Here is a 14601-nt window from a genome sequence, read left to right as displayed (position 1 = left end):
GTCAGAGCTGGGTCTTACGCACCTCCAGCGTCACCCCGGCGCCGGGCCGGGTGTCGAAGTAGCAGAACCCGGACCCGTCCTCCCTGCGCCCCCGCGCCATGATCGCCAAGCCCGCCCCGCGGCCCTGCTCCTCGGCCCGCGCCAGGTCGGGGGTCTCGAAGCCCAGGTGGTAGACGCCCTCGCCGAACTCGTCCAGGAAGCGCCGCTGCGGCGAGTCCAGCTCGGACGGCTGGCAGAGCTGGAGCTGGACGTTGTCCAGGTCGGCGCACTTGTAGCGCATCGAGGCCGAGGCCTCGGCGTTGGGGACGTCGTACTCCACGTACGGCCCGCCCTTCGGGTAGTCGAACCACGGTCCGATGCCCACGCTCTCGTAGTAGGCCACGGCCCGGTCCAGGTCCGCGACGACGACGCACACGTGGTGCAGCTGCCTGAAGAGCGGAATCACGCGTTCTCCCTATCTGGACGGAATGCCCGGAATGGCTGTATACAGATTGGCGTACGGTAACACATACAATCTCGTTTCCCCTGGAGAGAGCCATGTACTACTTCGGCTACTGCACCTACCTGCTGGAGTCCGAGCTGCGGAAATACCTTCCTGAGGCCGTCGCAGTGACCAAGGCCAAGGCCGTCAACCGGCAGATCCAGTTCAGGGCGGCGGGCGAGCGCACCGACCGGGGCTGGTGCCACCTGGCCGGCACCGGGACGTACGGCAAGGTCGCGCAGGGCATCGTGTTCGAGGTCGACGACGCGCACCTGAAGGACGAGTTCGACGACTTCGACATCGTGTTCCTGACCGTGCGGGGCGACGACGGGCGGTACTACGACTGCTTCACCTACGTGCTGAGCCGGCCGGGCATCCGGATGCGGCCGCCGCGCTTCTACTGGGAGCGGGTGCCCCAGGGGCTGGCGGAGCAGCGGTTCCCCGCCGACTACCAGGCCGAGGTGCGGCAGATCTTCGACGACGCGGCCGAGTGCCCCGACTTCGACCGCCCCGCGCCGGCCGGCAAGCCAGGGCGCTCCGCCGACTCCCGCTAGCCCCGTTTTCCGCAGGTGAGTGATCTTCAGCGGAGGTCTCGTGGATCGATGTCGAGAAGGTCCAGGAGATCGAGTTGGAGGGTGGTGGGTTGCGGGATGGTCGGGGGTGACTGGCCGGTGCCCGGGATGAGCCGGATGCCGGCCAGGGCGTCGAGGATGAGCTTGCCGGTGGGGACGGCGGGCCGTCCGGCGTACAGGCCGTTGACCTTGGTTTCGCCGCGGTCGGCGAGGGCTTGGCGGGCCTGGCGCTCGATCAGGCAGAAGATGAGCAGGGCCAGGCAGATGACGGTGATCAGGGCGTGGATGCGGCGGTTGTTCTTCAAATACAGGCTGGTGACGGCCAGCGGCCCCTTGAAGGCCTGGTAGCGGCGTTCGACGGCTTCCTGGCCTTTGTAATGGCGTAGCACCTGTCCGGCGTCGGCGGCCTCGGCGGGCAGGTTGGTGAGCAGGGCGTACCAGCCGTCGGTGGCGGCTTCGGCGTCGATCGCGTTCTGGTCGAAGTGCCAGGCCAGGGTGGGTTTGCCGGTGGTGGGATCGGTGCCGGTCCGCGCGGTCAGGTAGGTGCTGACCCGGCGGTCGCGGCCGATCGCGGCGAGGCGGTCGGCGACGGCCTGCTCGGTGGGGTAGTGGCGGCTGCCCAGGCCGCGTTCCAGCCGGGCCAGATCGTCGCGGGCCCGCTCGAGTTTCTTGGCCCGGGCGGTGGCGGCGGCCTGGGCGCGGGCGGAGGAGTGCACGAAGATGCGCCGCAGGGTCAGGATCGGGTCCTTCTTGCGCGGCCCGGCCAGTGTCATGGTGTCGTCCTCGCGCACGTGCCAGAGGCCGCGCCGGTCGGCGCTCTTGTGCTCGTCCCGGGCGGCGACGTAGTCCACCCGGGCCGCGTCGTCGATCTTCTGACCGGCCAGGGCCGCGACGCCGACGTACTGCTTGGAGGCCGGCGCGATGAAGGCGACCCCAGCGGCGGTCATCGCCGCCAGATTGGCATACGAGATCAGCTTGGAATCGCCGATCATGAGCATGCGTTGCGGGCCGGCCAGCTTCTGCAGGCCCTGCATGGCGCCGATGACCTGCCCCACCTCACCGGCCGCGCCGTCGTAGGCGCGGTGCAAGACCGGGATCGCGCCATCGGCGCTGACCGCGATCCCGGCCTGGATCTGCTTCAGGTCCGGCCGCCGGTCCTTGGGGTGACCAAAACGCGGTGTCGCGAAGCCGGGCTCGGCCTGCTCGTAGTCGCCGTGCAGCGAGATCGAGGTCATGTCCCAGTGCAGGCGGGCCACGTCCAGGCCGAACGCCTCGATCGCGGCCAGCCCGACCGACCCGGTCAGCTGGTCCAGATGCGGGGCGATGGCATCCAGCGCGCGGCCGATCCGGTCATCGTTGAGCAGTTCGGGATCGGTCCCGAACGTCTCACCCACCGCCCAGGCGCGCGCCCAGTCCTGCACGTGCACCAGCGGGGCGGGCGAGGTCAGCCGGTTGGCCACCAGCACCTCGATCACCTGCCCGTGAGTCAGCTCCGCGATATCGCGCACCGGGCAGGCCGCATCCACCAGCTCCCGGACCCGCAACCGCGAGCAGAAACCGGCCACCACCGGTAATGCCCCGAGCATCTTCTCGACACTGGCCTGGCCCCACTGCGCACGCTGTCTCACCAGCCAGGTCATACCGCGACAACGATCACCACAGCAACCCGGCGATCTTCACATACCTCCACGTGCGGAAAACGGGGCTAGCGCTCCCGACCCCCCGACCACCTCACACGCAGGGAGACAACGATGAGGTTCTTCCCGGCCGTGGCAGCCGCCGCCGTCCTGGTGCTGGCCGCCTGCTCCAACGGCGGCGCCCAGCAGCAGGCGAGCGGTCAGGGCGCCAAGGTGCCCACCGTGCAGCAGGGCGTCCTCATGATCGGCTCGCAGCAGTCGTACATCCCAGGGGAGTTCCGCGCGGAAGGCTCGCAGGACCTGCGGGGCTTCGGCGTGGAGATCGTGGACGAGATCGCCAGGCGGCTCGGCCTGACCACTCAGTGGGTGCAGGTCGACTACTCGGCGATCATCACCGGCCTGCAGGCGGGCCAGTTCGACATGGGCTCGGGCGGCATGAGCCCGAACCCGGAGCGGCTCCAGCAGGTCGACATGATCGGCTACTACCAGTCCGGCGCCACGTTCCTGGTCCGCAAGGCGGACGCGGGCAAGTACGCCACCGGCCAGGCCATGTGCGGTCAGAAGCTCGGCATGCTGGAGGGCTCGACGACGCTGGAGAAGGCCGTGGAGAAGGAGAACGCCTCCTGCCCGGCAGGGAAGATCGAGGTCGAGCACTACACCTCGACGCCGCTCGGCCTCCAGGGCCTGCTGTCGGAGCGGATCTCGGCGTACGCGCCGGACCTGGCCCAGGCGCAGTACATCGTCAAGGAGAACCCCGACCAGTTCGCCACCACCGACTACCACCTGGTCGACTACCTGATCAACTTCACCTTCATGAAGGGGAAGAACCCGGAGCTGCGCGACGCCGTCTACACCACGCTCGACGCGATGATCAAAGACGGCACGTACGACAAGATCCTCGGCAAGTGGAGCCTGACGGTCGGCGGGCTGAAGCAGCCCGCGTACAACGGGCAGCTCGATGCCAGGCCCTGACCAGCAGGTCTTCCTCCCCGTCCGCCGGCCCAGGCCCTGGGGGCAGATCCTCCAGGCCTGCGCCGTCGTCGCCGCCGTCCCCCTGATCGCGCTGCCGTTCCTCCGCTCCGGCGTGTTCGACCTGGGCACGGTCGGGCGCTACCTGTTCGGCCCCACGATCCTGGAGGCGGTCTGGGGCACGCTCTCCCTGGCCACGCTCAGCACGGCGCTGGCCATCGTGCTCGGCACGGGCGTGGCGCTGCTGCGCATCAGCGGCAACGCGGTGCTGCGGGCCGCGGCGGCCGGGTTCGTGTTCGTCTTCCGCGGCACGCCGATGCTGGTGCAACTGCTGATCTGGTTCTACGCGGTGCCGCGGGTGATCGGGCGGGTGAGCCTGTCGATCCCGTTCACGGACGTGGTGCTGATCGAGGAGCAGGCGGCCAGCGTGTTCTTCACGCCGTTCGTGGCCGGGCTGTTCGCGCTGACGCTGGCCGAGAGCGCGTACATGGCGGAGGTCATCCGCAGCGGCATCCAGGGGGTGGACCAGGGGCAGCGTGACGCGGCCCGGGCGCTCGGGGTGCCCAGCGGGAAGATCACCCGGCAGATCGTGCTGGCGCAGGCGTTCCGGATCGTGATGCCGGCCGTGGGCAACCAGTACATCCTGATGATCAAGAACACGTCGCTGGCGTACGCGATCGGGTACTCGGAGATCCTGCTCGCGGTCAGCCGCGTCTACTACACCAACTTCAAGTATCTCGAACTGCTGCTCGTCGCGGCCTTCTGGTACCTGCTGCTGACCGCGCTGATCACGGTGCTGCAGCACGTCCTCGAGCGCAAGTTCCCAGCGAGGTGACGGCATGACACAGGCACCGGTCAAGATGCGCTCGCGGCACGTGTTCAAGTCCTTCGGCGCCACCCCGGTGCTCAGGGACGTGTCCGTGCAGGTCCACGACGGTGAGATCGTGGCGCTCATCGGGCCTTCCGGCGCGGGCAAGTCCACGTTCCTGCGCTGCGTGAACAACCTGGAGCTGATCGACTCCGGCTGCGTCGAGGTGGACGGCGAGCTGATCGGCTACCGCAGGGTGGGCGACCACCTGCAGCCGCTCGGCGACCGCGAGGCGAGCAGGCAGCGGGCCCGCATCGGCATGGTCTTCCAGCACTTCAACCTGTTCCGGCACCTGACCGCCACCCAGAACGTGGCCTACGGCCCGCGCCAGGTGCTGGGCCTGGACAGGGCCACGGCCGAGCGGCGGGCCGTCGAGCTGCTCGGCCGGATGGGGCTGGCCGGGCGCGAGCACCACTACCCGCGCCAGCTCTCCGGCGGCCAGCAGCAGCGGGTCGCCATCGCCAGGGCGCTGGCCATGGACCCGAGCATGATCCTGCTGGACGAGCCGACCAGCGCGCTCGACCCCGAGCTGCGCGTCGAGGTGGCCAACGTCATCAGGGACCTGGCCAGGCAGGAGTGCACGATGCTGATGGCCACCCACGACATCCCGCTCGTCGAGGACATCGCGGACCGGATCATCTTCATGGTGGACGGCACGATCGTGGAGGAGGGGCCGGCCGCGCAGGTGCTGACCGCGCCCGTGCACGAGCGGACCAGGGCCTTCCTGGCGAGGATGGCCGACAGGAACGACGCCCCTGCATGACCACCCGCGGCACGGCCAGGGATTACGGGCTCTACGCGGTGATGACGTCGATCTGGGGAGCCAGCTTCTTCTTCACCGCGATCGCCCTGCGGTCGTTCAACCCGTACATGATCGTGCTCATCCGGATGGCGCTGGCCGCCGTGGCGCTGGGGATCACGGTACGGGTGCGCGGGCTCGCCGTGCCGCGGGACCGGCGGCTGCTCGGGCACCTGGCGCTGCTCGGCGCGTTCAACATCGCGCTGCCGTTCACCCTGCTGACGGCGGCGCAGGAGCACGTCACCTCCTCCATGGCGGTCGTGCTGTCGGCGACCACGCCGGTGTTCGTGTTCCTGATCGCCGGCCTGGTGACGCGGGCCGAGCGGTTCAGCCTCCCCCGGCTGGCCGGGGTCGTCATCGCCTTCGCCGGCATGGCGGCGCTGGCGGGCGGCTCAGCGGGCGGCTCAGCGGGCGGCTCAGCGGGCGGCTCGGCGATCGGCTCAGTGGCCGGCTCGGTGGCCGGCTCGGTGGGCGGCGGGGTCTGGCCCCTCGCGGTGGTCGCCAGCTCCGCGATCTTCGCGGCCGGCAACGTCTACACGCGCACGCACCTGCCGCACCTGGACCCGGCCGTCATCGCCTGCGGCCAGCTCACGGCCGCCACCCTCTACCTCGTGCCGGCCACCGTCCTGACGGGGCACTTCTCGGTGGGGCGGCCTGAGCTGCTGCCCGTGCTGGCCGTGGTGGAGCTGGGCCTGCTCGCCTCGGCCGCCGGGTATCTGCTCTACTTCCGGTTCATCCTGCGGTGGGGCTCGACCGCGGCCTCCGTCAACACCTACCTGCAGCCGTTCGTCGGGCTGCTGCTCAGCGTGCTGGTGCTGGACGAGGCGATGAGCCCCCGGCAGTGGGCCGCGCTGGCCGTGATCCTGCTCGGCCTGCTGGCCTTCGGCTTCGGCCCGGTGCTCGTCAGCCGAGCCCGAGCGCGGTCACGATGATGCGGGTGGTGTTGTTGACGTGCGCCCGCGCCACCCGCGCCGCCGTCTCGGCGTCCTTGGCCGCGATGGCCGCGACCAGCTCGCGGTGCTGCGTGTTGACCACCTCGTCGTCGGCCGGGGTGAAGACCACGGGCTGGTTGAAGTTCCAGTAGTTGACCTTCGTGCGCCGGTAGAACTGGACGACCAGCGAGTTGCCCGCCCCCTCGGTGATGATCTCGTGGAACTCGTTGTTCAGCTCGTTGAGCTTGGGCCGCGAGATGCCCGGCGCCTCCATCTGCTCGATGAGCTGCTCCAGGCGCGCCAGCCGCTCCCCGTCGAGCCGCTCGGCGGCGAGGTAGGCGGCGTGCGCCTCGATGCCGGCCCGCGCCTCGATGATCTCCAGGATCTCCTCCGGCGCGTGGTCGCGCACGAACCAGCCCTTGCGCTGGTCGACCAGCCCCTCCTGGCGCAGCCGCAGCAGCGCCTCGCGCACCGGGGTGCGGCTCACCTGCAGCCAGTCGGCGAGCTCCTCCTCCACCAGCCGGTGGTTGGGCCGGAACTCGGCGGCCAGGATGGCGTCGCGCAGCCGCTCGTGCACGACGTCAGCCATGAACTCCGCGGTGCGGCGGCTCTTACGCTCGGGCATTGCGGCCATGGTGCTCCTTGATGCGGTCACACTCCTGTATACAGGAGTGTACACAATGCAGGAAGTGCTCCATAAGTGATCTTGATGCGCGATAATGATCTTGTGCGGGCCCTGACCGCAGCCGGGGCTCGCACACCTTCGCGAAGGTAGGGTGGCTGCCATCATGGACACCACGGTGGGGCTGCGGGAACGCAAGAAGGCCGAGACCCGTCAGGCCGTGCACGAGGCCGCCCTGCGGCTGACCGTCGAGCACGGTCTCGACAACGTCACCGTCGAAGCCATCGCCGACGCCGCCAACATCTCGCGGCGCACGTTCTCCAACTACTTCTCCGGCAAGGAGGACGCCCTCCTGTACGGGGAGGAGCAGCGCATCGGGGCCCTGGTGGAGCGGGTGCGCGCGCAGCCGGCGGAGCTGACCGCCTGGCAGGCCCTGCGGCGCTCCATCGACGAGCTGCAACAGGAGATGCGGGAGCCAGAGCGCGAGTGGGCCGTGCGCACCCGCCTGGCCAAGCGTCACCCCTCGCTGCTGGCCCGTCAGCTCGCCAACCACGCGGCCCTGGAGCGCGACCTCGCCGAGGCGGTCGGCGACCGGTCCACCACGGTGCCGCCCCGCGTGCTGGCCGCGGCCTTCCTGGTGGGGCTGCGGCTGGCCGCCCACCTGTGGTCGGAGGAGCGGGAGGCGCGCACGCTGCGCGAGGTCATCAGCGAGACGCTCGACCAGCTGGGCCGGCAGTTCGGCTGAAGAAGGAGCGGGGGCGCGGCGACCTGCTCGCCACGCCCCTCGCGAGGTCAGCCCGTCAGGCGGGGATGGTCCACTGCTGCGGGAACAGGCCGTTGCAGTCGTAGATCTGCAGCTTGGTGCCGTTGGCCGTGGCGCCCTCCGGCGCGTCGAGGCAGCGGCCCGACTGCGGGTTGAACAGCGAGCCGTCCGCGCGGTGCACCCACTGCTGGGCGCCGCTGCCGTTGCACTGCCAGAGCTGCACCTTGGTGTGGTTGGCGGTGCCCTGCGCGTCCACGTCCAGGCACTTGCCGAAGGCGCGCAGGCTGCCCTCGGGGTGCCTGGACCAGCGCTGGCCGGTGGCCACGCCGCAGTCCCAGAGCTGGGCGGCGTTGCCGTTGGCGCTGGTGTTGGTGTCGACGTCCAGGCACTTGCCGCCGGGGCCGGTGACCTGGACGGCCTTGCCCGGCAGCGTGCCGAGGCCGTACCTGATCTGGCACTGGTTGCCCGTCAGGTGCGTCGCGGTCAGGTAGAGGAAGCCGGTGCCGTTCGCCGACGGCACGATGGGGGAGCTGTAGCCGGGGCAGGACGGCTCGCCGGGGTTGTAGCCGCCGGTGGGCGAGGTGAGCGCGGGAGCCTCGATCTCGGTCCACTCGCCCGCGCCCAGGTTGGTGTTGGCGAACAGCACCTGGCCGGACTCGCCGAGCACGGTCTTGTTGCCGGCCGGCCCCGCCACGACGCGCTGGCCCGACAGCAGCAGCGTGCCGTTGGCGCCGCCGCCGGGCAGCCAGGCGACGTACGGGGTGTGCAGCAGCTCCCGCTGGTCGGCGGTGCGCACGAGGGTGCCGGCGCCGGAGCCCCAGTTCAGGCCGTCGGCGCTGGTCTTGACGTACACCTCGCACGCGTGGTCGGCGTCCGTGGCGTCCCTGCACAGCTCGTACGCCATCAGGAACGTGCCGTTCGGCAGCCCCGTCACGATCGACATGCCCGGCCTGGCCAGGTTGTCGGCGGGGAAGGACACGTCCAGCGTCATCGTGGCGCTCCACGTCTGGCCGCCGTTGGTGGAGGTGTAGTGGCCGATGACCTGGTTGTTGGTGGCGCTGCCCGCGGGCCGCTCGTCGGAGATGAAGCAGGCCAGCGTGTTGTTCGGGGTGAGCAGGAACCACGGCTCCCAGATGCCGTGCCCGATCGTGTCGGGCAGGCCGCTGGTCTGGGTGCAGTTCGACAGGTACGTCCACGTCACGCCGTGGTCGGTGCTCTTGAACACCTCGACCTTCTGCGCCGTGTAGTCGCCCTCCACCCAGGCGGTCCCGGACGCCAGGAGGTCGCCCTGGTTGAGGCCGTTGGCCGTGCGCGGCACCTCGTACAGGACGGGCGCCCCGAGCCCCCAGCCGGGGGTGTGCGAGGTGATGGTGGAGATCGGGCTCGCCGACCAGGTGCGGCCGCCGTCGGTGCTGCGGTGGATCGGGAACGAGCCGGGCGCGTTGTGACCGCGCCTGGCGTAGGTGGCCAGCATCGTCTCGTTCGCCGAGCCGTCGTGGTCGAGCCGGACGGCCCTCGGGTAGCTGGCGTCACCCTGGGGGAACGCGGTCAGGTTCGGGGAGTAGAGCACCTGGCCGGCGGGGGCCGCAGAGGCGGGGCCGGCCAGTGCTCCGAGGCAGGTGGCGATCAGGGCTAACGCGGTCAGGATCCGCGCGGGGGGTGTGAGTCGCACGTGCTGTCTCTCCTTGGCGGTTGTCTCTGATGACGAACTAGCGGTTGTCTCCGATGACGAACCCGGTGTGGGTGTCGATGTCCACGGCGGAGCGGGCCACCACGGCGCCGTCGCTGACCAGCGCGACGTGCAGCCGCCCGCTGGTCCAGCCCTCAGGCAGCTCGGCGCGCACCTCGGCGGCGCCGCTGAGCAGGAACGGCTTGGCCTCGATCCACGGGCCCGGCTCCCCGGGTGCGGCGGGCGCGGCGCCGAAGACGGGGGTCCAGGCGGTGTGCAGGTGGCCGTTGACCGGCTCGCCGCCGTGGTGCGAGACGCGTACGGGCACGCTCACCTCGCGCGAGTCGCTGAGCAGGTCGCGGCCGGGCGCGACGGGCACCACGTCGAGCACCAGCGTGGTGGTGGCGTTCACGTCGGCCGGGTCCACGCCGGCCAGGTCCTTGGGGCGGCGCTCGAAGTCGAGCAGGCCGGCCATCTCGTGCTCGATGTCGTACAGCTCGGTGTAGACGTAACCGGCCACGCGGTCGTGGCGGCGCAGCTCCTGGGTCTGCCAGCGCAGCTGCCAGCCGCGCTCGACGGAGGTGAAGCCGGTGCCGTACTCGCTGTTGAGGTTGGGCAGGCCGCGCAGCGGCTGGTCGGGGCCGGCGGCCAGCTTCTTGCGCACCACGAAGTCGGGGCCGAGCTTGACGGGGAAGTCGTCCTGCTCGCCGTTCAGCAGGGCGGCGACCGTCCTGCCCCAGGAGGCGGCGGACTCGTCGTAGTAGTGCCAGTCGAGCAGGTCCGTCTTGACGTGGGTCCAGCCGGAGTTGTCCACGGCGGGCCTGCTCGGGTCGAGGGACTTGAGCAGGTCGTACGCCTGCGCCGCCGCCCGCTGCTTGGCCGGGTCGCCCGGCAGGTCCCAGTCGAGCCCCCACTCCTCGTTGTACAGGCCCCAGATGATGATCGCGGGGGAGTTGCCGTCACGCTCGACCATGGGCGCGACCTGCTCCTCGAACGCCGCCACCGAGTCGGCGGAGAAGCGGCCGGTCGCGGCCGGCTCGGCCCACACCAGCATGCCCAGCACGTCGGCGTGGTGCACGAAGCGCGGGTCCTCCAGCTTGAGGTGCTTGCGCACCAGGTTGTAGCCGGCCTCGGCGGCCAGTTCGAGGTCGCGGCGCAGCGCGGCGTCGTCGGGCGGGGTGATGCCGGTCAGCGGCCAGTAGCCCTGGTCGAGCACGCCGCGCACGAACAGGCGGCCGCCGTTGAGATACAGCTCCTCGCCGATCACCTCGATGCGCCGCAGCCCGGTGTAGGCGGCGACGATGTCGGTGCCGTCTGCCGAGGTCAGTGTGGCGTCCACGTGGTAGAGGTGCGGGTCCTCCGGCGACCACAGGCGCGGCTCGGCCACCGGGAGCACGGCCTCGGCCCGGCCGTCCACGACCGGCACCTCGACAGTCACGTCCGTGCCGCGCAGGTTCAGCGCGAGCGTGGCCGCGGCGCTCCCGCCGACGCGGGCCTCGACCTCGATGGCGTCCAGCCCGCCGGAGGGGCGCAGCTTCAGCCCGGCCAGGTACGTCGCCGGCCTGGCCTCCAGCCAGACGCTCTGCCAGATGCCCGAGGAGGGCGTGAAGCAGACGCCGTCGAAGTCGTCGCGCGGGACGCTGCGCTGCTTGCCGTGCGCGATCTCGCGCTTGTCCAGCGGCGCGCGGACCCGGACCACGACCTCCTGCTCGCCGCCCCTGAGCGCCTCGGTGACGTCGGCCTCGAACGGCGTGTAGCCGCCCCGGTGGCTCGCCACCTCGACGCCGTTGACCCAGACCGTGGCCTCGTGGTGCACGGCGCCGAACTGGAGCACGACCCGCTGCCCCGCCCAGCCGGCGGGGACGGTGAACGTGCGGCGGTACCAGGCCACGGGCAGCCAGTGGGCCTCGATGCCCGACGCGGGGGTCTCCCAGGCGAAGGGCACGGTGATGGTCCGGTCGTAGCCCTGCTCGGTGTCGGCCCGGAAGTCCCAGTCGCCGTTCAGGCTCGACCAGGAGTGTGACCGGTCGAAGTGGGGGCGGGGGTACTCCATGATGCTCTCTTTCATGATCCGGGTCAGCCCTTGACGCTGCCCGCGAGGATGCCGTTGATGAAGTGGCGCTGCAGCAGGACGAAGATCACCAGCAGCGGCAGCATGGCGATGCTCCCGGCGGCCAGCAATTCGCCCCACACGGTGGCGAAGTCGGCGCCGATGCGGTTGCCCGTGATGTTCTGGGCCAGCGTGGACAGCACCACCTGGAGGGTCTGGTGCGCGGTGTCGTTGACCGCCACGACCGGCCAGACGAAGTCGTTGTAGATGTTCATGGTGGTCAGCACGGCCAGCGCGGCCAGGCCCGGCCGGATGACCGGCAGCACGACCTTGTAGAAGATGCCGAACTCGCCGGCCCCGTCCACCCGCCCGGCGTCGATCAGCTCGTCCGGGATGGCGGCGATCGTCTGCCGCATCCAGAAGATGCTGAACGCGTCGATGCTGCCCGGCAGGATCAGCGCCTGGTAGGTGTTCACCCAGCCCAGCGCGCTCATCTCCAGCAGCAGCGGGATGATCAGCACCAGCGTCGGCAACATCAGCGTCAGCAGCACGACGCCGAAGAGCAGGTTCTTCAGCGGGAAGTCGAACTTGGCGAAGGCGTAGCCGGCCAGCGGGCAGAAGACCATCGTCATCCCGCCCTTGAGCAGCAGCACCAGCCCCGTGTTCAGGAACCCGGTGCCGATCGGCACATCGGCGAACATGGCCCGGTAGTTGTCCAGCGTCAGCTCGCCGATCGACAGCGGGCTGGCGATGATCTCGGCCGCCGGCTTGAGCGAGGAGCTGACCGCCCACCAGATCGGGTACAGGAACACGATCGCGAGCAGTGTCAGCAGCGCGTACTGGGCGAGGCCCGGCCTGTTCTGACTCATGAGACCCCGTCCTTCGGGCGCAGCATCCTGACCGAGACCAGCGACAGGCCGAAGACCAGCAGGACCAGCAGGAACGAGTTCGCGGCGCCGGTGCCCAGGTCGGAGGCGGTGATGTGCTCGTACAGGTACAGGCCCGCGGTGGTGGTGGAGCCGTACGGGCCGCCCTCGGTGACCACGTGCGGCTCGGCGAACATCTGGAAGACGGCCAGCGTCTGGATGACCACCAGGAACGCCATGCTGCGGCGCACCAGCGGCACGGTGATCGACCAGAACTGCCGCCAGCGGGAGGCGCCGTCGAGCGAGGCGGCCTCGTACACGCCGCCGGGGACCGCCTGCAGGCCCGCGAGCAGGATGATGATCGCGAACCCGGTGGTCTTCCACAGGAACAGCAGCGCCAGCGTCGGCTTGGACCACGCCGTCGAGGTCAGCCAGCCCACGTCCGGCAGGCCCACCAGGTTGAGCAGGTAGTTGACCAGGCCGTAGTCCTGGTCGAACACCACGATCCAGACCTGCGCCATGGCCACGATCGGGGTCACGAACGGCGCGATGAAGGCCACCCGGAACAAGCCGCGCAGCCTCAGCTTGGCGTCGGCCAGCAGCACCGCGCCGCCCAGCCCGGCGACGAGCTGGATCGGCACGATGAGCAGCCACATGACGGCGCTGTTGCCCAGCGAGGCCCAGAAGTCGGAGTTGGTCAGCAGGAACAGGTAGTTGTCGAAGCCGACCCAGCGGGCCTGGCTGCCGCCCCGCCAGTGCATGAAGCTGAGCTGCAGCGCGTAGATCAGCGGGTAGAGCCCGAACGCGCCGAAGACCGCGAAGAACGGGGCGATGAACAGGTACGGCGTCAGCCGGATGGAGCGCAACCTCATGAGCGGTCGATCAGGTTCTTCTGGATCTTCTCGGCCGACTCGCTGATCACTTGGTCGGGGGACATCTTGCCTTCCATCAGGCGTTGCAGGTTGTTGCCGAGGTAGTCCACCGACTGCGCCCACCACGCGGGGATCGGCGCGGCGGCCGGGATGCTCGCGCCCGCCTCCACGGCGACCTTCCACAGGTCCTGGCCGCCGAGCGCGTCGATCGGCTTGAACAGCGGCTTGGCCGGGTCGGCCGCCGGGGTGTAGCTGGGGATCGAGGTGGACAGGCCGCCGGGGTAGACGTCGTTGGGGCCGTACACAGCGGTGTAGCCGGGCTCCTTGAAGCACAGGAACTCGTACAGCAGCCAGGCCAGCTCCGGGTTCCTGGCCTTGGCGGGGATGATGAAGCTGCTGCCGCCCATCGCGCCGCTGCGCGCGCCGCCCGGCGTCCAGGCCGGCAGCGGCGCCGCGCGCCACTTGCCCTTGGTGTTCTTCAGCAGCTGCTGCGGCGCGAACGACCACCAGATCGCCCACGGCACGAACACCTGCTGGCCGTTGTCGAGCGTGTTGATGTCGGCCTGCTCCAGGTAGGGGGCGTGGGTGACCAGGCCGTCCTCGACCGCCGTCTGAATCCAGGTGAAGATCCGGCGGTACTCCGCGGAGTCGAGGCGCAGCTTGCCCTGGGCGTCGGTGAGGCCGGTGCCCTGCTGGTTGGCCAGCATCTCCAGCCAGAGCTGGCTGAGGAACGGGGTCTTCTCCAGGTGGATGGGCCTGGTCTTCGGGTCCTTCTCCTTGATCGTCCTGGAGGCGGCGAGCAGGTCGTCGTAGGTGGCCAGGCTCGCCGGGTCGATGCCGGCGCTGTCCAGGATGTCCTCGCGGTACCAGAGCAGGCCCGGGTCCAGGTCCCACGGGACGCCGTAGATCTTGCCGTCCACGGTGTTGACCGACAGCTTGTACGCCGAGGTCTGGTCCTTGTACGGCGCGATCAGGTCCGTCAGGTCGAAGAGGTGGTCGGCCTGCCCGCCGATCTTGGCGTCGTCCCAGAAGCTGCCGTCGGGCACGTCGGTGCCGCTGATCAGCGTGTTGGCCAGCTTGGCGTCGATGTCCACCGCCTGGTGGTTCACCTTGACGTTCGGGTGGGCCTCGCGGAACTTGGCGATCGCGGCGTCGAACACCTTGAACAGGTCCCCCGACCGGTTCCAGATCGTGATCTCGCCCTTGGCCGCCGAGCCGGACGCGGCCGGCGTCGTCAGCTTGCTCGGCTGCGCGCCCGTGCCGCCCGGGGCCGCGCACGCGGCGGCCAGCGAGCCGGTGGCGGCGAGCGCGCCGACCCCGAGGGCTCCCTTGAGGAAGCCGCGGCGGCCAATGGGGGATGTAGTCATCTTCGACTCCTCGCCGGACGGAAAAAGACGTTGTGAGGGCTCTGCAACGATGCAGACATCATGCATACTCGTCTGCAACGATGCAAGGCCAGGTTTAGGATCTTCCCAAGAACGGCACCCGGAGGTATAGGAGA

The 14601-nt window shown here is 70.0% G+C and carries 14 protein-coding genes; 6 read left to right on the top strand and 8 right to left on the bottom strand.

Annotation, left to right across the window (positions count from 1 at the left end; translation table 11 throughout):
- Position 1: 1 nt before the first annotated feature.
- The gene (locus tag LCN96_RS54240) at positions 2–445 is read right to left on the bottom strand and encodes a VOC family protein (RefSeq protein WP_225270189.1); all 444 of its coding nucleotides are present in this window, start codon (positions 443–445) and stop codon (positions 2–4) included.
- A gap of 92 nt (positions 446–537) precedes the next feature.
- Between LCN96_RS54240 and LCN96_RS54235 the strand changes: the two genes are divergently transcribed.
- A complete protein-coding gene (locus LCN96_RS54235; protein ID WP_225270188.1) occupies positions 538–1035 on the top strand; it encodes a hypothetical protein in 498 nt (165 codons plus the stop codon).
- Between the two features lie 26 nt (positions 1036–1061).
- Here the strand turns inward: LCN96_RS54235 and LCN96_RS54230 are convergent, their stop codons facing one another.
- Complete coding sequence (locus LCN96_RS54230; RefSeq protein WP_225270187.1) at positions 1062–2681, bottom strand: IS1634 family transposase; 1620 nt, start codon at positions 2679–2681, stop codon at positions 1062–1064.
- Between the two features lie 123 nt (positions 2682–2804).
- Between LCN96_RS54230 and LCN96_RS54225 the strand changes: the two genes are divergently transcribed.
- From LCN96_RS54225 to LCN96_RS54210, 4 genes are read left to right on the top strand one after another with little or no spacing between them, the layout of a single operon-like run.
- The gene (locus tag LCN96_RS54225) at positions 2805–3662 is read left to right on the top strand and encodes a transporter substrate-binding domain-containing protein (protein ID WP_225270186.1); all 858 of its coding nucleotides are present in this window, start codon (positions 2805–2807) and stop codon (positions 3660–3662) included.
- Positions 3649–4494 (top strand): amino acid ABC transporter permease, encoded by an 846-nt coding sequence (locus tag LCN96_RS54220; protein WP_225270185.1) that lies wholly within the window; start codon positions 3649–3651, stop codon positions 4492–4494. Before LCN96_RS54225 ends, LCN96_RS54220 begins: the two co-directional genes overlap by 14 nt.
- Before the next feature lie 4 nt (positions 4495–4498).
- Positions 4499–5290, top strand: coding sequence for an amino acid ABC transporter ATP-binding protein (locus LCN96_RS54215; protein ID WP_225270184.1), 792 nt, complete (start codon positions 4499–4501; stop codon positions 5288–5290).
- Complete coding sequence (locus LCN96_RS54210; protein WP_225270183.1) at positions 5287–6258, top strand: DMT family transporter; 972 nt, start codon at positions 5287–5289, stop codon at positions 6256–6258. Before LCN96_RS54215 ends, LCN96_RS54210 begins: the two co-directional genes overlap by 4 nt.
- Here LCN96_RS54210 and LCN96_RS54205 read toward each other — a convergent pair.
- Positions 6230–6883, bottom strand: a complete 654-nt coding sequence (locus LCN96_RS54205) for a GntR family transcriptional regulator (RefSeq protein ID WP_225270182.1) — start codon at positions 6881–6883, stop codon at positions 6230–6232. The two genes, LCN96_RS54210 and LCN96_RS54205, sit on opposite strands and share 29 nt — an antisense overlap.
- Before the next feature lie 163 nt (positions 6884–7046).
- On the opposite strand from LCN96_RS54205, the gene LCN96_RS54200 reads away from it, so the two are divergent.
- Positions 7047–7625: a TetR/AcrR family transcriptional regulator gene (locus tag LCN96_RS54200; protein ID WP_225270181.1), complete on the top strand. Its 579-nt coding sequence runs from the start codon at positions 7047–7049 to the stop codon at positions 7623–7625.
- A gap of 55 nt (positions 7626–7680) precedes the next feature.
- On the opposite strand, the gene LCN96_RS54195 is transcribed toward LCN96_RS54200, so the two are convergent.
- From LCN96_RS54195 to LCN96_RS54175, 5 genes are read right to left on the bottom strand one after another with little or no spacing between them, the layout of a single operon-like run.
- The gene (locus tag LCN96_RS54195; protein ID WP_225270180.1) at positions 7681–9315 is read right to left on the bottom strand and encodes a sialidase family protein; all 1635 of its coding nucleotides are present in this window, start codon (positions 9313–9315) and stop codon (positions 7681–7683) included.
- Positions 9316–9352: 37 nt separating this feature from the next.
- Positions 9353–11365: a glycoside hydrolase family 2 protein gene (locus LCN96_RS54190; RefSeq protein ID WP_225270179.1), complete on the bottom strand. Its 2013-nt coding sequence runs from the start codon at positions 11363–11365 to the stop codon at positions 9353–9355.
- Between the two features lie 23 nt (positions 11366–11388).
- A complete protein-coding gene (locus tag LCN96_RS54185) occupies positions 11389–12231 on the bottom strand; it encodes a carbohydrate ABC transporter permease (RefSeq protein WP_225270178.1) in 843 nt (280 codons plus the stop codon).
- Entirely contained in the window at positions 12228–13100 is an 873-nt protein-coding gene (locus tag LCN96_RS54180) for a carbohydrate ABC transporter permease (RefSeq protein ID WP_225270177.1), read from the bottom strand. Before LCN96_RS54180 ends, LCN96_RS54185 begins: the two co-directional genes overlap by 4 nt.
- Complete coding sequence (locus tag LCN96_RS54175) at positions 13097–14467, bottom strand: ABC transporter substrate-binding protein (protein WP_225270176.1); 1371 nt, start codon at positions 14465–14467, stop codon at positions 13097–13099. Before LCN96_RS54175 ends, LCN96_RS54180 begins: the two co-directional genes overlap by 4 nt.
- Positions 14468–14601: the final 134 nt, after the last annotated feature.

Source organism: Nonomuraea gerenzanensis (genome assembly GCF_020215645.1).
GTDB lineage: Bacteria > Actinomycetota > Actinomycetes > Streptosporangiales > Streptosporangiaceae > Nonomuraea > Nonomuraea gerenzanensis.
Note: the sequence above shows the minus strand (reverse complement) of the source record. Positions and strands in the feature narration are given on the sequence as shown.